We start from the raw sequence: 19,349 nt of genomic DNA on the forward strand, positions 1-19,349 counted from the left end.
ACTTAATTATTATTCTCCTAAATATTTTACATAAGTATAATACACACCATACTTACTTTTTCCTTCTATAAAATCGTTTTCTAAAATTGTTTTTCCCTTTTCAAGCTTCACAGTAAACAAAACCTCAGCTTCATCCTCTTTTATGTCTTTTTCAAGCATTTGATTTGCAATACTAATCCTAACTTTTTCAGGCGATATCGTTTCATACTTGAATAAATTCTTTGGATTTTCCGTTGGAATTCCTAAAATTGGCCCTGGACATTCTTTTGGCCATCGTCTGCAAGATATTTGATACAAGCCTGCTTTTTCTACTTTTAAAGCATGCTTATTATTGGTATTCTTCATTCCTGCAGCAACTTGTTCTGGTTTCCAAATTCCTGAATCCTCTCCAATAGCATGCTGAATAGTTAATTTAATTTCTTTTTGAGCTTCATTACCAACAACACTAAAAGGCAGTTCATAATACTCACGATTTTCTTTTACACGCTCTAAAAACTTAGCATTCTTTTTTAATAATTCTGATACTATTTTAGGATATTTATCAGCAAGATTAGTACGTTGTTTTGGGTCTTTTTCTATATCATAAAGTTCGTTACCATTAATCAATCTCCATTGATTTTTCATAATACACGTTTGATCCACATCTTTTGGTTGCCTCCAATCTTGCCTATGATGAATAAAACCAACTTTCGATTTTAATTTATTTTTTTCTCCAGTTAGCAAAGGCGAAAAATCTTGTCCGTCTAAATTCATTCCTTTCGGGATTTTTAAATTACACAAACCCGCCAACGTCGGAATTAAATCTACATGTTCTGCCAAACTATTAATGTCTTTTCCTCCTTGCACATTTCCATTAGGCCAACGAATAAAAAACGGAACTCTATGCCCTCCTTCTTGCTTACTTCCTTTTATTCCTCTATAACCTTTGTTATAACCTAACTTGCCATCTTTAGAATATCCAAATCTGGTTCCGTTATCACTCATAAAAATAAGAATGGTGTTTTCTAACAGCTTTTCATTTTCTAAAAATTGATGAAACTTCCCGAAATTCTCATCAATATTGGCAATCATACCATATAAATTGGCGCTAATAATATCTTTTCCTTCTAATTTTTTATAAGGTGCTGCATATTTTTCTGCAACAATTAAAGGATCATGAGGCGCATTTGTTGGTAGATACAAAAAGAATGGTTTTTCTTTATTTTTTTTGATAAATTTTGTTGATTCTTCAAACCAAACATCTGTACAATATCCTTCAAATTGCTTGGGTTTGTTGTTTACATAATACACATCGTCAAAATAACTATTTCCCCAATAATCAGACAATTCTCCAACGCCACCTGCTAAGTGATGCGTTGCTGTTTCAAACCCCATATCTGTTGGTCTTGTTGGGTAATTATCACCCAAATGCCATTTACCAAACATCGCCGTTTTATAACCATTTTGTTTAAAAACATCTGCCATGGTTTTGGTATTTTGAGTTAAAGCGTCTCGTCCTTTAAAAGTTGCCCATGCACCATTATTAATAGGATATTTCCCTGTAATAATTGCGGCTCTTGTTGGGGTACAAAGCGGACTTGTATGAAAATCTGTCATTCTCACAGATTCATCGTAAAAAGCATCAATATTTGGTGTTTTTAACCACGGATTTCCTTCGCAACCTAAATCTCCAATGCCTAAATCGTCTGTTAGAATAAGGATTACATTGGGCGGATTTTGGTTTATCTTACCTGCCCAAATAGTGTTTGAAATGAGTAAGCAACACACCAATAGATAAAAATAGTTAAAAGAGAATTTCATCATCATTTAATTAGTTAAACTTCTAGTGCTAAAATTAATTATTACTATTGATGAACTAGACAACAAATAGTTTATTCTTTACACTATATAGTTTTTTCTGCATAAAAAAGCCTAGTGCTGTTTATAACAACACTAGACTATAACTTTACATTTACATCAAAAAAACACAATAAAACCCTACATAACTGAGTCTTAACTATTTTAATGATTTTGTTTCTGCTGAAATACGCTCTCTTTGTTTTCCATTTAAACCATGACTCAATAAATACTCAAATTTTGGTGTATTATGATGTTTTTTCATAGCGGGATCATTAACTTCTAAACTTAAATCACAATCAAAACGGACTAACACTACATGGTTTCTTTTCCAATCTCCATGAGGTCTTGCAAAGTGAGAAATTCCCCAAGTAATTCCTTGTCCATATTTTGTATCGGTAAATGCATCTTTTACAAACGGGCCACCAGCATCTGGCATTAAATTTACAGAAGCAGCAACCTCAAAATTCACCCAATCTTTTGCATACTGAATCGTATTACTTTCATTTCCGTCTCTAATTGCAAAAGCAGCAACTCCTTCTTTAAAAGGAAATAAAGTTGTTTCGTGTCCAGAATTCATAATCGGATTTAATTCATGCTTTTTAAAAGGTCCAAGTGGATTTTCTGCAATTGCCAAACCATGCATTCTTACATTTCCTTTTCCTTCTTTCTTATTTTTTCCGAAGTCGGATTTATAATACAAATAAATTTTACCATTGTGTACAATTGGATATGGATCATGAATTGAAAACTGATCCCAAGCTCCTGCAGGTCCATTCGGAATTACATCTTTATGATGAGGCGTCCAAGGTCCGTTTGGAGAATCTGAAGAAGAAACCGCCACCGGACAATTATCTCCACCACTTTTACCTGGTGCTTCAGAAAAAGCTTGATAATACAAGTAATACTTCCCTTTAAATTTTAAAATATCGGTGGTTGTTACAGAGCGATGCCCAATATTAGGTTTTGCAGGTCTTGGCACTGCAACGCCTTGTTCTTCCCAAGTAAAACCATCTTTTGAAGTTGCATAAAAAATATCCGATAAATCCCAATCTGCAGAAGGAATTGTATCATTAGATTCTTCAACTCTTGGTATGCCTACAGGAGCTGTTGGAGTTTCTCTATGTGTATACCAAATATAGTATTTTCCGTTTTCAAAAATAACTTTAGAAGGATCTCGACGAGAAATAGTTCCATCTCCATTATTATAATCAAATCCCTTTAGTTTTGTATATTTAAATTGCGTAAACAACTCATTTGTTTCTGGTCTTACGCCCATATACGCATCGTAATTTCTGTTCATTGCTGCACTTAACGGCATATTTGGTTTCTCTTCTGGTAAATCAAACGGAAAAAAAGTTGTTGCTTCTTTAGTTTGCTCCGTCTTTTTAGAAGTGTCTTTCCCACATGCTGTTAGCATAAAGCTAATGCCTATAAGCGCATAAAATATTTTGTTCATACTTATAAATTTTAAAGTTTAATTATTTCTGTTGATGTGTCTATTATTCCCAAAAAAGTTTATCTACACTTACCCCATAACCAGGATACATCACACTCGAAATATACCATTGCTTATCTTCTCCTTGAAAAATTTCTGGAGCATGGGCATTTAATATTGTAATTTGTTTTTCTTGATCTGTTCCAAAATCCATTAAATCATCCGAAGCAAATACATGCGCTTTGTGTGTGTATGCTCCCAGTAATTCTATGCGATCCCAAGAACCCTTTTCCCAGGCACATACAAAAAGATAAAAAGAATCATTATGAAAAATTACCGATGGAGATTCTGGATCAAATTCATTTGTAACTAAAATTATTTTTGCTTCAGACCAATTTAGTAAGTCTTTTGAAGTTCTCATTCTCACGCATTTTTCTGAACAATACGTCATATAATAAGTTCCATCATGCAAAATTAAATTTGGATCTCTTGCTCCTTCTTCCTCTTCGAACAAGGTTCCTTTTGGTGTCCAATTATTTAAATCTGGTGAAGTTGCCAAACGCATTGGACTATGCCCATACACCATATAATACAAATTGTCTTTTTTAACAATATACGGAGCGTGATTTGCACTAATTTCTCCCGGACGCTCTTTTGGAGTTAGTATTTTAGGTAAATCAGAATAATGATCTACAGCCAAGGTTTCTTTAAAATTAGTTACAGAAGATATTGCATGAAAAGAAGCAAATTCACCTTGGTGAATATTACCCAATTTAGGATCTGTATAAGGATGCGTAATTCCAAAAATATGCCATTTACCATCTTCTGCTTTCACAAAAGTATGATCATTAGGAATCCATCTTTCGTAAAACGTTCCTTCTTTAAGTACTTTTGTATTTGGACCAAAAAACACATCGCCATCTGGTTGATACACCTCAACAAACTTATTTGCTTGTTTCGGAATTAATACTGTTTTTGATGTTTTACTTTTACATTGAACCAAAAATATTGATACAGCTATAAGCAATGTTAATTTAGTTTTCATAATAGATCTAATTTTTGATGTTCATTTATTTAACACGAATTTCTTCAATTTCCCAAGCTCCAATATTCGTATCAGAAACAGGTTGCATAGCAATTTGCATTAGCTTTTCCTTTACCTCTTTAAATTGAGATAATTGAATGGTATATTCTTTAAACTCTCTATCGTTGGAGCTAATTGGAATACTTACCCATTCTTGTTGCTCCCATTTAATTGGATCGGTCTTCTTCCAAAAACCTTTCTCAAGATCTCGTGTATACAAGGCCAGTTTCAATTGCTTAGCATTGCTCTTATTTTTAATTGAAATAGTGAAATGAGTACACTCTCCCGTATCGGTATAAAGCCACGGAGCACTTTCTATAAGTGCATTCTTATCTGAAATTTCACCTTGTATCTTACCATTCTTAAATGAAAGTGAAGTACCTTCTAGAGCTTTCCACCCCATCGTAGAATTTTTAAATTCAAAAGGTCTTCCGGGTGCGGGATACATACTATCATCTTCGGGAATAATGATGGTTTCATCTTTATTGAAAAACACGGGTTTTAAACTTGCACCGCGGTAAAATGCACTGATGTCATGATTTTCCTGTAACACGTATAATTGGTCTTTCCATTCGAAAAAACTGGTATGTCCACCATCTAAAAACGCACCTTTAAATGTATAAGGGCCATATAAATTTTTGGACATTGAATACCTGCTTCCATAGACTAAATAATACCAACCGTTTCGTTTAAAAAGCGTAGGTTTATCTTCCACTTTTAGGCTTTTTCCATTTTCATCCTGAACGATTATTTTTTTAGGCTTGGTTGATAGCGATTTCATATCCTTAGCCAAAGTTGCCATATAATAGGTTCCGGCACCAAAACAAATGGTGTACACATTATTTTCAATAAATATTCCGGGATCGTACGGATGCCCGGGAATTATATTTTTTGGAAGTAATGGTTTCCCTAATAAATCTTTGTATTCTCCCGTAATTTTATCGGCAACCATTACGCCTGTATTGATGTTTCGGTTCGAGAAAAACCAATAATACTTTCCGTCTCTTTCACAAACATCACCTGCCCAACAATTGGGGCTATCTCCAATATATGTATCCTTTGGGGAAATATTTCTGTGATGTTTCCAGTTTACTAAATCATCAGAAGACCATACTTCCCAACGATCCATACGAAAAGAGCCTTTACCATCCCATGATTCATCATGACCACAAATCACATATACTCTATCATTTTCAACCCATGCATGTGGATCGGCCATACCATGTTCGGGAGCTATCACGTCTACCTTTATGGCATTGGGGTCAATACCATAATTGGCATTCTTTTGTTCTTTTGTTGATGAACCACAACTACTTAAGAGTAGCATGCTCGTTAATAAAAAATAGGCTATCTTCATTTCAGTAAAATCAATTTATTCTTCTATTATTATTGGTTTCTTTATTCTAATCGGAGGCAAGTCAAAATGTACCTTTTTAATATCTATATTCTTTTTCGTAATGTTTTGTCCAGCTTTAATGAGCACATCACCGCAACCTTCATCATGCCCACCGAAACTTATTTTTTTTGATGTAGTAGTTCCTCCAAGAAATTGGTTTAAAGCAACTGTACCATCCTTTTTGATTCCAATTCTTATATTTTCTCCCTCTCCAATTGAGAGGTATTGCGAAACTTTTTCGGATGCATTAAAAGTATTACCAGCAATATAAATATTACGAGGACCATAAGCATGTACATCTCGCTTGCAATCTTTATTGATATTTCCTTCCGTTGCACATGCAATACTTGCTCTACGCTCGTTACTTCCGTGCACATAATAGGTCCAGCTTTTATAGGTATCGCTTGGGCGTTGCTGCGTTGCGCGCTTATGTCCTTCAGTACCGCTAATGCGTATGTATAAATAGTTTTTGCTTACGGTGTTGGGCATTTGGAATGTATTATCATAGATTTCCATATTATGTGTACACTGCTCCAAATGAATTGCCTGACATCCACCACCTGCATTATCTACGATTCCCATAAATTGGTTGTTCCTAATAATAACATCGGCTGTTTGTACCATGCCTATGTTAAACTTCCTACTTTTTTCAAAAATGCAATTCTGAATAATGGTTCCGTTTAAACTCGTGCTCTCGGTATATCTTCTGCCTGTTCCGTCTCCACTATCTTCTCTGTCATTTCCGTTATCGCTATTTATAGCACTTTCGTAGCCTTCTTTAAAAACACAGCCATCTATCATTACTTTTTCCACGCTTATAATTAGTTCTCCGCCTCTTAAATTAGTATTCCTATTAAAAATTTGAACTGGATAATAATCGATATTAGAAAAAACACAATTCTTTAAAACCAAGCCATCAGTTGCATATGCGCGTTCGGCAGCTATCGCATTCCAAATAGAATTAATAAATTCTACGTCTTCAAAATGATGTGCTTTACTTTTGTTAAATTTGAAGATACAACTCCCAAAACTTTTTTGATTATCTCCGCCATCAATGGTTAAGTTTGATATAAAGGCAGCATCACCTAACGCATCAATAAACACACCTCTCTTAGCAGTTAATTTAAGTACAGTTTTACCAATACCACTCCCTTCTAGGATTAAGTTATCGTTTTTTAAAGTAATAGGATCTGAAAATTTATACGTTCCAGCGGGAAAGATAATTTTTGTTGTTTTTCCGTCTTTCACCCATTTTAAAATATCGTCAGTATTTTTAGGATTGGCTACTCTTTCCTGAGCCTCAAGTATAACGGAACTGGAAAGTCCAATAAGCACTAGTGCTATTATTTTTATTATATTATATTTCATCTGTTTAAAATTTATTTAATAATTAATTTATCTACAACCATTTCTCCCTCAAACGTTTGCATTTTTATAATGTAAACGCCTGGAATTATAATACTTAAATCAAGTTCTTGTTGATTAATTTCCTGTTGTAAAAACTGTTTAACAACCTGTCCAGAAAGGGTTACAATATTTGCAGTTTTAAGATGATAAATCTTGTTTAGTTTTATAAATTTAGATGCAGGATTTGGGTAAAATAATGGTTCATTTACTATGAGCGAATTTGGCAGCCCCAATGTGCCTTCAACAACTATGGGTTTTGTGAGTCTAACGGCCGGTAGATCGTATGACACATCGCCAATATCTATATTCGATTCAAGGATCCCTTGGTTGGCACGAATTAACACATCTCCACAACCTTCATCTTTCCCTGTGAATGTAATTTTCAAAGTATTGTCATCTCCACCCATAAATTGGTTTAAGGCAAGAGTTCCATCCTTTTTTGTACCGATTTGTATATTTTCTCCTTCCGTAAAAATGATAAACCTAGAAATTTTTGTGGAAGCATTAAAAGTGTTACCCGCAATATAAATATTGCGCGGACCATACATATGAACCTGACGTTTACAATCTGGATCAATGTGACCTATGCTGGTACAAGTTGTACTTGCGCGTCGTTCGTTACTTCCGTTATATTTATAGGTCCATGTGGCGTAGGTATCACTTGGTCTTTCTTGGGTTACACGTTTATGCCCTTCAGTACCATGAAAATAGATGTATTGGTAAGTCTGATCCACGGTATTTGACATATGAAACGTATTATCGTATATCTCGAAATTTCGCAAAAATTGCTCAAAATGCAGCGCCTGGCCTCCACCTCCTATATTATCAGCAATGCCCATAAATGTATTGTTCCGAATAATTACATCGGAAGTTTGCACCATCCCTATATGGAATTGCATTGTTTTTTCGAAAAGGTTATTTGTAATCTCAGTTCCGCTTAAACTGGTACTTTCTGTATAACGAGTTCCCGTTCCATCACCACTATTTCTGCGATCGTTACCATTATCTGAAATAATTGCATTGATATATCCAGATCTGAATATACAGCTATCGATAACAACCTTATCTACCTTAACGATTACCTCTCCATTACGAGAAGCCGTATTACGGTTAAAAATTTGGATTACTCCATCGTCGATATTACTAAACTCGCATCTTTTTACCACCATACCATCGGTAGCGTAACCCCCAAATGCACAAATTGCTCTATATACTGAATTGGTAAAATGTACCTCCTCAAACCTGTGGTTTTTACTTTTATTGAATCGGAAAATAGCGTTCCCCCAAGTTTTTTGATTCATGCCGCCATCAAAAGTTAGTTTGGTAAAAAAACCGTTACTTCCTTTAGCATCAACAAGCGAATTCTTTTTGGCGTTAAGTTTTAGAATGGTTTTATTTTCTCCTGCTCCTTCAAAAACCATGTTATTATTCTCTAAACTAATAGGTGTAGAAAACAGATAAGTTCCTTCAGGAAACGAGATTTTTGTAGTGATGCCGTCTTTACACCATTCAATAATTTGTGGCGTATTATTAGGATCTGCTATTCTGTCTATAGCATGAACATTAAGGTTAATCGTAATAACCAGAAATATACATAGAATTGCTTTCATCATAATTTATTTATTATAAAACGTTCTGTTTTCCTAATGTCTTTTGATGAAGAACCTATTAATACATTAAATGCTCCCGGTTCAAATACCCAACTATTTTCTTTTTCACTAAAGAATGAAAAATCATCTTTATCTAACAAAAATTCGAGCTCTTTTGTTTCTCCAGATTCTAATTCAACCTTGTTAAAACCTTTTAATTCTTTCTGTGGTCTATCAACAGAACAAACAGGATCATTTATATAAAGTTGGACAACTTCTTTTCCTTTAACTTTTCCTGTATTAGTTATTGCAACTTTTATTTTTACTTCTCCAACTCTTGCTAATTGAGAAACTTTAAGGTTGTTATATTCAAATTGAGTGTAACTTAATCCATGTCCAAATGAAAATGAAGGTGATAGTCTGTGCTTGTCAAAATATCTGTATCCTACATAAATTCCTTCATTATAGGTAATTTTATCATCATACGAATAAAAATCATCTGGGTATTGAGAAATTGATTTGGGAATAGAAACAGTAAGTTTTCCGGAAGGATTTACATCACCAAAAATAATATTACCCAAGGCATTACCTGCTTCTTGACCAGGGAATCCGGCATAAATAATCGCCTTTACCTCATCTTTCCACTGTTCACACACAACACCTGAGGTGTATGTTACGACCACTACATTCTTATTCACTTTTGCAACTTCGCGAATTAGATTTTCTTGTGCTCTTGAAAGGGATAAACTTTCGGTCTGATTTAATTTTTCATTTCTATCTTTAGACTCTGATTCGAGTTTACCCGAAGTTCCTACAGGCATAATAACTACGTCTGATTTTTTAGCCAGTTCAATTGCTCTTTTCAAATACTCATCGTTATCATAATCCCAAAGTAAGATACATTGATTGCTTGGACTAAACTTACGGAATTCAACACGGATGTTATGCGCTCCAGCTTCTAAATAAGTGTTGCCAACAGCGTATCTGTCCCAGTTTCCACTGTCTCTATATTTATTTATGATTTCAACGCCATCAATAAATACTTTAGCCTTTCCAAAGGCTTTCACTTCAAAGCTATAATTCCGACTTTTAGGTGCTATAATTTTTCCTTTCCACCTTACCGAAAATCCTTTTTTTGAACCACTCTGGTATTTATTTCCCTGTTCGATAATATCAGGTATTTTATGCCAAATGAAAGATATCTCGGGGTCTATTTTATTCGTTGCTTTACCTTCGAGATTGTTATTCCCAAAATATTCGGCGTTTAAACCTGGTTTATTATTCTTTGTCTTAAAAAAGTCACTTTTAATAATAGAAAAACCGTGTTCTGCCAAGCAACCAGGTTCATAAGAAACATTGATGTTACTACCTGCTTTATTTTTTACACCTGCAAATGGCGTACTTGTTTTTTTGTAAGGAGCTTCCACATGTGCACTTCCTCCTCCTTGCAATAAATGATAGCTTTTTTGACCTTCTCTAAAATGGTTGCCGTATTCACCATTAGGACCAATAACAGCAATATTTTTCACCTCATTTCGGTTAATTGGCAACAAATCATCCTTGTTTTTCAATAAAACCATACTTTCTTCGGCTACTCTACGAGCCAATTCAATATTTTCATCTGTAGCAATTAAATCTAACTGATATTCTGGAGTTTTATCAAAAACACCTGATATAAACATCACACGAAGTATTCTACGAACTTGTTCATTTATCTGTTCTTCTGAAATTTCACCATCCTTAATTGCTTTTAACACATCGGCAACTATATATTTTTCGGGACGAGGCATCTCTAGATCCAGACCTGCATCAATCATTCTTTTAAGAGATTTCCCTGAGCCAGACCAATCGGTCATAACAACACCTTTGAAGCCCCACTCTTTTTTTAGAATATCATTAATAAGGTGTTTATTTTCTGAAGATTTATAACCATTTACATAATTATACCCAGTCATAATGCCTAAAGCTCCTCCTTCTTTTACAGCCGTTTTAAAGCCTGGGAGATATATCTCACGAAGTGCTCGCTCCCCAACTTTTACATCAATATAATTACGTTCACGTTCTTGATTGTTACAAATAAAGTGTTTTAAAATAGCAATATTACCCTCAGATTGCAATCCTTTAACATAGGCCTTTGCAATTTGTCCATTTAGAAAAGGATCTTCCGTGAAATATTCAAAACTTCTTCCGCAACGCAAGTCTCTAATGATATTCATACCTGGTCCTGCATTAGATTGTCCTCCAGCTGCATTCAATTCCTTACTCATAGAATTAAGCGTTTCTTCAACAAGTTCTGGATTCCATGTACACGCCATATTAATAGGTGTAGAATAATAGGTACCGGCCTTTTTAATATATCGAACGGCGTTAACTCCAGTCGGTCCATGATAAATTTTAAAAGCAGGAATACCTAAACGATTATTTATCTTGGTTCCATCATATTGTCCCGGACCATGCCCTTTAAGACGCATTCCACTAGTAAAATCTATTTTTTCTTCTAGTGTCATGCGTTGCATTAAATCTGTAACACGCTCCTCTACATTTTTACTTTTATCCTTGAACAAAAAACCTACTTCTTGCGAAAAAGCTGAAGTGCATATTATAAGTGCAGTTACTAAGAGTTGAATTTTTTGTTTCATTTAATATTTTTTAATTAATGCTTTTTAATTAATTCAATAAGCATAAATTGAACACCTTCATCATAAATCACATGCTCTTCTTCGTATAAACCTGTGTTTTCATCTGATTATTTTTCAGCTATTGGTTGTGGAATTTGAGCTCCTGTTTTTTTCAAGTAGCTCATCAATTTTTTATACATTTTAGCAACTTTTTTAGGATATTTATCTGCTAAATCTGTTTTTTCATAAGGATCTTTAATCACATCAAATAATTGCTTTTTGTTATGATGATAATGATTAATCAATTTATAATCCCCAACACGAATAGCACTTGCAGGATAACTTCCTTCACCTTGATAATGTGGAAAATGCCAATACATAGCCTTGTGTTCAAATTTTCCACCGTTAAATAAAGGCACAAAACTTTTACCATCTACATGTTGTTTTGGTTTTTGCGGTAATCCTGCCATTTCCAACAAAGTTGGATAAAAATCCATGCTTGTAACAGGTACATTTGTTTGCATTCCAGCTTTAGAATGTCCTGGCCAATGAATTAAAAGAGGCGTTCTCATTCCACCTTCAAAAACATAGGTCTTCCCACCTTTTAAAGGTTCGTTAGACGTTGGATGTCCGCCCATAAAACTAGAACGTCCGCCATTATCACCCGTAAATACAATTATAGTATTTTCATACAATCCTTCTTTTTTTAAAGCAGCTACCAACTTCCCGATGTTTTTATCTAACGTATATAATTCACCTGCATATTCAGCGTCATCTTGTCTTGCTTTTATTTTTTTATGTGTGAATTCGTAATCATTCCAAAATGCACCATTTTCAGGAAGGTTGTTTGCTTTTTTCTGAAATTTTGTACGCAATTCATAAGATGTTTCAATGGGTGCATGCATCGCAAAATGCGATAAATGAAGATAGAAAGGTGTATCTCTTTTTTCAGAAACAAAATCAATTGCTGCATCGGTTAACAAATCTGTAAAATTATCTCCTTCTTTAGCATTTGGAAAAAACTGTGGATTATCCCAAAACGGATAAAACATCGTACACTTATTAGACTCAATTACCGCTGTTTCAGAATCGAAACCATGGTTTTTAGGTCCGCCTGTTTCCTTAAAACTACCTATATGCCATTTTCCCATAAATGAAGTTTCATAACCTGCCTCCTGAAATGCTTCTCCTATCGTTATTTCACTCTCTTGAATCCCTTGTACTTTTGGTTTTGGACTAAAAACAGTTGCTTTTTCTCCTTTTTTTGTAAAGGCTCTATTCAATCCTGGCAACCATTGTGTAATACCATGTCTTGCTGGGTTTTTTCCTGTTAAAATACTTGTTCTGGTAGGAGAACACATTGGGCTTGGCGTGTAACAATTATCAAAACGCATCCAATCTTTTGAAAGTGCATCAATATTCGGTGTTTCGTAAAAAGTGCTTCCGTTATACCCAACATCCATCCAGCCAAAATCATCAATAAGTATAAATACAATGTTTGGTTTTTGATCTTGGTTACTCTTAAAATTAGTTTTTTGGCCTACACTTAATAAGCTGGTAAAAAGGGTGAAAATTAAAATCAGTTTTTTCATTTTTTATAATTTATTTTTATTTTAAAGCTCGTTCAAATCTTTTTTCAATAATTTTTTAGAAATATTATTAAGTGTTTCAAAGTCACCTTCAAAGTGATAGGTTTTATGAATGTGTTTTATTGCTTCATTTGGTTGTAATTCTTTTGTGCTTGATGAAGTTTCTAATTCATAGAAAGGACCTAATTGATCACCGTTTTCTAAAGGCCCGTCGTTATAAGAGTTAATAACATCTCCACCATAAGGATTTTCTTGATCTCTCCAAACAGAATTCACATAAGTTGTATCTCCTTTAAAACTATATTTTACAATAGTTAGCGTTTGTTTATCAGCATCAAAACTACCAATATAAGGCGTAACATTACGTGGTGGTATTCCTAATTTAAACCTTGCTGTACCATTTCCTTTAAACATTACATGTTTGTCTGTTGTTGTTAATCTTCCTGGAGGAATTGTTCCAAAATACGACGTATTTAACGCTAAAGAATCTTTATAAGGAAGAATTACCGTTGTGTTTTCTGAAGGCATAAACATTCCTAAAATCCAAATAGAAAGTAATCCTGTTTCTTTTGACCACGCTTTAGTCCCTTTATTAAAAATCTCATTATAAGATTGATACCCTACAAAATTAAGATTTTCACTTAATTCAATTCCTAAATCTTTTTCAATCTCGCTTTTATTAAATATTGATACCGTACGTTTTACTTCAATATTAAAAATAGTTCCTTGTGCGTTTACCAAATTCATCTTTTTTGATAACGCTACAGAAGTATCAGATTGACTTTCTAACGAAAAAGCCTCTGTATCAATTTCCTTTGGCGTAAACCAATCTTCAAAGCTATAAGAAGTTCCTTTTTTAAAGAAAATTGAATATTGACCTCCTTCTGGACCAATCCAAAAACGATCTTCTCCTCCAAAAACATTAATGTGTTTTTCAAACTTACCCGAAGCAATTAAATCGTAATTTGTCCATCCGTAACTAATTCCTTCAAGACCGTTTGCAGTACTTGTCATTACCCTTCCTTGATAATCGGGCAACACAACCAACTGACTTTTCCCATTATTCTCTGTTAATGTTACTGTTTTTTGATAGGTTTTTAGAAAGTTTAAGTCAAAACCAAACGATCCCTTAACAGGTGATTTTGTACAACTGACCATCATCAAAAAGCAGATAGAAAGAAATGTACTTACTTTTAAAAATTTTGTCATTATGAATAATTATTAATTGATTTTATTAGCACTAATTTAGAAAGAATTATAGTATTCATTATTGAATCTTTCTTCCAAACAAAAGTTCAAGTTTGTTTTATGTAAAAATCACTATTTTTAATACTACTTTTCATTTTTTTCAATAACAAAAACTATTCAGCCCTAAATTATTACTAGTCAAAAACTAGACAAAATAAATTTAAGGCAATAAATCTACTGTATACTAAAGACTTATGGTCTTATACTATTTTTAATTTCCTATTCAAAAAATAAAGTCTACTAGATTTCTTATATTTGAGTATGCGACTAAAATCCATAAACACATTAGCCTTATTTATTTTGTTTTCATTTGTTTTTTTAAATAAAAACTATGGACAAAAGAATGATTCAATATTAAAATATGAGTTAGATATTTCTGATAAAAAATCTAGTTACTCTGAGATTTATTCGGACAGTAAAAGTTATAAAGAATTTAGCGATTCCTATAACTTAGCGGTAAAAAATAAGGATACACTTTCCATGATATCTTTTAGAATAAAACTAAGCAATTTTGATCGGTTTCGTGGAAATTACGATATGGCTTTTGATAAGTTATGGGAAGCCTTAGTTATTGCTGAAGAAAAGAAAATGCAACCTCAGTTATTATTAATCTACAGAGGTTTAGGTATTCTCTATGATCTTTACAATAAAGATGAATTGGCTTTAGAGAATTTAGAGAAAGCTTTAAGTTTAGGAAAACAGTTATTGCTTGCCAAAGAAATTAAAAAAAACGAAGTAGCATCCTGCTATTTTAATATCGCTGGTTTTTGGCGCGCTAGAAAAGAGTATAAAAAGGCTTTGGTGTATTTAGATTCCTGTGTTTCTGTTCATAAAAAATCAAAAATACTACCTTATGTAATGACAGACAGAGGTTATTGCAATTTACAACTAGGGAATTTGGGTGAAGCAGAAAAGTTATTGTTCGAAGCAAAACATCACCTAGAAGAAATAGAAGCCACTTATTTAGTGACCAACTTATCATTTATTGGAGATCTTAAAAAAGAACAATACAAATACAATGATGCGCTTCATTATTACCAAGAAAGTCTTAATATACTTGAAAAAAAGGTTTTACATTTAGAATTAAAACCTGATTTACTTCAGAAAATAGCAGAAATATATACGATTAAAGGAGACTTGCTGGCTGCTGTAAATCACATGAAAGCTTCAAAAATTAGCTATGAGAAGTTATTTGGAACTAACAGTAGACAAAATCAGCGTCTGTTTGAGATTAAAAATAAATACCTAACAGAAATTACTGAAAGTAATAAGTTAATTGACCTTCAAAAAGCTGTTATTGTAGAAAATGACAAAAAAGTATTTAGAATCTTAATCATATTTGGTTTTGTAATAATTGGCGTAATAGCCTTGTACTTGTTTTATTATCAAAGAAATAGAATTAAAAAACTTTCATTAATTAGTTCGTTAGATAAAGAAAAAAACAAAGCTGTATTAAGAATTAAAAGCAAGGAGTTAACGGCGCACGCGCTACAAATGATTGAAAAAGAAGAAGCTTTACACGACTTATTGCAAATTGTAAAGAAATCTGATTTAGCCTCGTTTAAATCCCTAGAACATAAATACGCCAAAGGTTCAGATAAATCGTGGGAAGAATTTAACAAACGATTTACTGAAGTAAATGTGAATTTTTACGAGAGCTTATGTAAAATACATCCAGATTTGTCTGCTACTGAACTAAAACATTGTGCGTTGATTAAATTGAATTTTAACAGTCACGAAATGTCTAAAGTATTAAACATCTCCGTGCAAAGCGTTCATACATCAAGATACAGAATTCGAAAGAAAATTGGTTTGAATAAAAGTGAAAGTTTACAGACCTATATAGGTTCTATATAAGTCTGTAAGCACCTTATTTAGTTTCTATTTTTTGTACTTGTAAAATAGCTGTTGTAACAAAACCACCTTTATCAGAAAACTGAACATCAATAGAATTTGTTCCTTCTTTTAAAACATCCATTTCTATTGGAATTTCTAAAACACCAAAAAATTGTTTTCTTGTTTTTTGATCATAGCCTCTAATAACATCACCTTTTATTGTGATGCTTTTTCCGTTAATAGCTATTGTAGGCGACAATGTTTTAGAATGATCTCTAGAAACCCCCAAACGAAGTATAACTTTACCTTCCCCTAATGAAACGTCTTTTATTTTAAAAACAGCAGACTTGTTAGCCAAAATTGGCTGTAAATAACTGTCTGAATAATATTTTTTACTAACAGCTTTCTTATTAAAATCTACGGCTGATTTAAAATTATACGTAATAATTACCGTTTCACCTTGATTCAGTTTTACAGATTTTGGCGCTTCCTTTTGTTTTGTATCCTCAAAAACAGCTTCTTTATCTTTATAAACAGATAAACGTTTAATTTCTACATTTTTAATTTTTTGTCCTTCAACAAAATTCAACTTTACGGTTTGAGGTCCATCTTTTATATTATTTAGTACTACATGCAATTGCTTTCCGTTTACAAAAGCTTGACTTTGCATATCTATTTCAGAACTATTGATACAAACACGATCTCCTGCTACATCTTTCCATAATTTAAAGAAATTTACTCTTGGCGTATATTCCCAATCACTAGACTTATCAAGTCCTTTATGCCACAAAGAAGACTTAGAATACATAGAAGTTGCTGGTTGTTTATTCATTGTAAAAGGAATGGTAAACTCGATTCCGTCTCCTCTTTCAATAAAGCTCATCACCATGTTGTTTTGCGATAATAATGCTTGCGAATTTGTAATAGGATTGTAATTTACAACACCTTTCTTTTTACCAAAATCGGGTTGATTTGGCACCAAACGTCCATACTCTGAAATTGCAATAGGTTTTACTTTGTGCAACTTAATAAAACTATAATTTTCTATGATATCTAAAATAGCCTCTACATTAGATCCAGATCTGCGACCTGTTTTATTGTTGATGCCAGAACCATCATATAAATGCACAGAAAACACATCTACCTCTGTACCAGCGATATCTATAAATTTTTTATAACGCTTATTCCATACTCCAAAATTTTTAGCTTCAAACTCAGGAAACGCACCACCATAACCCATAATTTTCATATTTGCTAATTCTGGTGTAGCATGAATTTTTTTCCCTAACTCTTTGTGTAATTCCATTACACGTGTATTTATTGCATCCACTTTACTACTGATATATTTTTTTTTCTTTTGTTTTCCTTCTGGATAAAAATCTACTGCATGTACCATTGGCTCATTTAACGGCTCAATATATTTTGGCACATTCGGTTCTTGATAACGATAATAATCAGCCACAAAACGGGTTAATTCATCCATATAAGATGTCATATCTACTTGAGAATAATCCACTTTTTTATCATAAAAAAAATCTTTAGGAGCAGTTGATGTAATGCGATTTTCAACCTCTCTAACTCCACTATATTTTTTTTTGATGATAGGAAACACGCCATTTTTAGGTTTCTTTATCGGAGAATCTAACAAACGTGCTCCTCTGTAAGTAGGACTTAAATTAAAATCATTTCTAAATTTTATCAGCTCAGGATCATTGGCTTTAATATACCCATGAATGTTTAGATACTTTTCGCGTTTAAATTCAGTTTCATTGCCAATAAAACGTTGCGTTTTATGATCTATTTCTACTACAACTTGTGCTTTTAAAGAAGAAATTCCTAAAACGGCACAAAAGACTGCTGCACAGTATATTTTTTTATGTATTGCCATTTTTATTTTGTCTTAAATAATTAATCAATTATCTATTTCCTCCTTTATAATCTGAAATAGTTGGTATCCAAATTCTGTTATATTTTTCCACACCTTCAAACTCAATAAAACGATGCTCTGAAGTAGCGTCTATTTTTTTTGCTAACTGATTCATAGCTTCTGGCTTTGTGTTTGGCCATTTACCAGTATCTAAACGTTGCATCATGGTTTCTATAGCGGCAATCCATTCTGCTTTGCTAAAAGAACAATGTCCCCAACTGTTTACATAAGCCGTTCGAAATAAATCTCCATAACCATTTTGCTTTACCAAAGCTTCATAACCTTGTGCAAGCGCAGGATACACCAAACCGTCTCCAATAGTATGAATTCTTAATAACGGAACTTTTGGCTGCCCAACATGTGTTCTTCCTGGAGCACTCCAATATTTTAATGCAACATTATCTGGTGCAATTCTTTTAAAATCATTAATCTTTTTAAGATCTGATTTCAAACTTGCAGTAGCTTCTTTATACAATTTTTTAACGGCTGCTTTGTAATCTTTATTTCCATTCTCAAACAAATCTTTATAATCTAAGCCCACATTCGATTTTAATTGTCCTCTACCAGAAATTTCAAGCATAGAAGTACCTTTTGTTCTTTGAGAAGGAATTAAAGCAATAAGACTATGAAACATGCTTTCTTGTAGCGTTTTTACATCTTTAGAATCTGGTTGTAAAACAGGTGCTTTTCCTCTACCTCCCCAAGCGGGCCATTGCCCAATTGTAATTGCTAAGGCAATACGAGCTCTTCCTACTTCAGTTTCTTGAGCCTTTTTTAGAACAGTTTCCCAATCACCTTGTAATTTTATTAATTCTTCTTTGGATAAATTTCCAAAATCTACAATTTGTAATTCTGGAGCTAACAAAGATTTTAAAACAAACAACGCATCTAAGTGTGTATTAGACATCCATTGACTTGTAGCTGCACAAGCCGCAATTGCACCATCTATTCTACTAGAATGTACTTCTGCCATACTTAAAGTAACGGTTCCACCACCAGAACAACCTAACTGAATTATTCTTTTAGGCTTACCAAATTTGCTTTCAAAAACATCAAAAATGGAAATAAAATCGTGTGCCTCATGAGCAGGATCATAATTTCTAGACCTGTCCTTACGTCTTTTTGTACCAGACATTGCATAGCCTTTATTTAGCAATTCCATACTAGTATCACTATTGGCTTTATTAAAATAGTCTAAATCATTTAGCAATGTTCCATTCCAATTTTCTGGAACACGAATCATATATGTTGTTTCTCTTATAGATAATTTACCTATTACTTCTTTGTATTTTACCTGCGAATTCATTTGAATTGAAATCACCAAGAAAAACACTAAGATTATTGCTTTTGTTATTTTCATAAGACTATTTTTCACTTTTAA

General features: G+C 33.1%; 12 protein-coding genes. 1 reads left to right on the plus strand and 11 read right to left on the minus strand.

What is annotated here, in order from left to right; translation table 11 throughout:
* Window positions 1-9 precede the first annotated feature (9 nt).
* The 9 genes from MPF19_RS11300 to MPF19_RS11340 all read right to left on the minus strand — a co-directional run bounded on the left by MPF19_RS11300 (window position 10) and on the right by MPF19_RS11340 (window position 14,166).
* Complete coding sequence (locus MPF19_RS11300) at window positions 10-1,803, minus strand: arylsulfatase (protein ID WP_249988318.1); 1,794 nt, start codon at window positions 1,801-1,803, stop codon at window positions 10-12.
* A gap of 193 nt (window positions 1,804-1,996) precedes the next feature.
* Window positions 1,997-3,295: a glycoside hydrolase family 117 protein gene (locus MPF19_RS11305; protein ID WP_249988319.1), complete on the minus strand. Its 1,299-nt coding sequence runs from the start codon at window positions 3,293-3,295 to the stop codon at window positions 1,997-1,999.
* Window positions 3,296-3,338: 43 nt separating this feature from the next.
* Entirely contained in the window at window positions 3,339-4,319 is a 981-nt protein-coding gene (locus MPF19_RS11310) for a family 43 glycosylhydrolase (protein WP_249988320.1), read from the minus strand.
* Window positions 4,320-4,344: 25 nt separating this feature from the next.
* On the minus strand, window positions 4,345-5,577 hold the full coding sequence (locus MPF19_RS11315; protein WP_249988321.1) for a family 43 glycosylhydrolase: 1,233 nt from the start codon (window positions 5,575-5,577) through the stop codon (window positions 4,345-4,347).
* Between the two features lie 153 nt (window positions 5,578-5,730).
* Window positions 5,731-7,122, minus strand: a complete 1,392-nt coding sequence (locus tag MPF19_RS11320; RefSeq protein ID WP_249988322.1) for a right-handed parallel beta-helix repeat-containing protein — start codon at window positions 7,120-7,122, stop codon at window positions 5,731-5,733.
* A gap of 11 nt (window positions 7,123-7,133) precedes the next feature.
* Window positions 7,134-8,774 (minus strand): T9SS type A sorting domain-containing protein, encoded by a 1,641-nt coding sequence (locus tag MPF19_RS11325; RefSeq protein ID WP_249988323.1) that lies wholly within the window; start codon window positions 8,772-8,774, stop codon window positions 7,134-7,136.
* A complete protein-coding gene (locus MPF19_RS11330; RefSeq protein WP_249988324.1) occupies window positions 8,771-11,389 on the minus strand; it encodes a beta-glucosidase in 2,619 nt (872 codons plus the stop codon). Before MPF19_RS11330 ends, MPF19_RS11325 begins: the two co-directional genes overlap by 4 nt.
* Before the next feature lie 107 nt (window positions 11,390-11,496).
* A complete protein-coding gene (locus tag MPF19_RS11335) occupies window positions 11,497-12,960 on the minus strand; it encodes a sulfatase (RefSeq protein ID WP_249988325.1) in 1,464 nt (487 codons plus the stop codon).
* A gap of 21 nt (window positions 12,961-12,981) precedes the next feature.
* Window positions 12,982-14,166: a DUF6786 family protein gene (locus MPF19_RS11340; RefSeq protein WP_249988326.1), complete on the minus strand. Its 1,185-nt coding sequence runs from the start codon at window positions 14,164-14,166 to the stop codon at window positions 12,982-12,984.
* A gap of 339 nt (window positions 14,167-14,505) precedes the next feature.
* Between MPF19_RS11340 and MPF19_RS11345 the strand changes: the two genes are divergently transcribed.
* Complete coding sequence (locus MPF19_RS11345; RefSeq protein WP_249988327.1) at window positions 14,506-16,062, plus strand: tetratricopeptide repeat protein; 1,557 nt, start codon at window positions 14,506-14,508, stop codon at window positions 16,060-16,062.
* Between the two features lie 13 nt (window positions 16,063-16,075).
* Here the strand turns inward: MPF19_RS11345 and MPF19_RS11350 are convergent, their stop codons facing one another.
* Together MPF19_RS11350 and MPF19_RS11355 are read right to left on the minus strand one after the other, a co-directional pair.
* Entirely contained in the window at window positions 16,076-17,929 is a 1,854-nt protein-coding gene (locus MPF19_RS11350) for a hypothetical protein (protein WP_249988328.1), read from the minus strand.
* A gap of 28 nt (window positions 17,930-17,957) precedes the next feature.
* Window positions 17,958-19,328, minus strand: a complete 1,371-nt coding sequence (locus MPF19_RS11355) for an alpha/beta hydrolase (RefSeq protein ID WP_249988329.1) — start codon at window positions 19,326-19,328, stop codon at window positions 17,958-17,960.
* Between the last annotated feature and the right edge of the window lie 21 nt (window positions 19,329-19,349).

Source organism: Polaribacter sp. Z014 (genome assembly GCF_023555435.1).
Classification (GTDB): Bacteria; Bacteroidota; Bacteroidia; order Flavobacteriales; family Flavobacteriaceae; genus Polaribacter.

Excerpts from the sequence above, each read along its gene's own strand:
- MPF19_RS11310 (WP_249988320.1), bottom strand. The coding sequence starts at position 4,319 with ATGAAAACTAAATTAACATTGCTTATAGCTGTATCAATATTTTTGGTT.
- MPF19_RS11300 (WP_249988318.1), bottom strand. The coding sequence starts at position 1,803 with ATGATGAAATTCTCTTTTAACTATTTTTATCTATTGGTGTGTTGCTTA.
- MPF19_RS11305 (WP_249988319.1), bottom strand. The coding sequence starts at position 3,295 with ATGAACAAAATATTTTATGCGCTTATAGGCATTAGCTTTATGCTAACA.
- MPF19_RS11355 (WP_249988329.1), bottom strand. The coding sequence starts at position 19,328 with ATGAAAATAACAAAAGCAATAATCTTAGTGTTTTTCTTGGTGATTTCA.
- MPF19_RS11350 (WP_249988328.1), bottom strand. The coding sequence starts at position 17,929 with ATGGCAATACATAAAAAAATATACTGTGCAGCAGTCTTTTGTGCCGTT.
- MPF19_RS11330 (WP_249988324.1), bottom strand. The coding sequence starts at position 11,389 with ATGAAACAAAAAATTCAACTCTTAGTAACTGCACTTATAATATGCACT.
- MPF19_RS11335 (WP_249988325.1), bottom strand. The coding sequence starts at position 12,960 with ATGAAAAAACTGATTTTAATTTTCACCCTTTTTACCAGCTTATTAAGT.
- MPF19_RS11340 (WP_249988326.1), bottom strand. The coding sequence starts at position 14,166 with ATGACAAAATTTTTAAAAGTAAGTACATTTCTTTCTATCTGCTTTTTG.
- MPF19_RS11320 (WP_249988322.1), bottom strand. The coding sequence starts at position 7,122 with ATGAAATATAATATAATAAAAATAATAGCACTAGTGCTTATTGGACTT.
- MPF19_RS11325 (WP_249988323.1), bottom strand. The coding sequence starts at position 8,774 with ATGATGAAAGCAATTCTATGTATATTTCTGGTTATTACGATTAACCTT.
- MPF19_RS11315 (WP_249988321.1), bottom strand. The coding sequence starts at position 5,577 with ATGGCCGATCCACATGCATGGGTTGAAAATGATAGAGTATATGTGATT.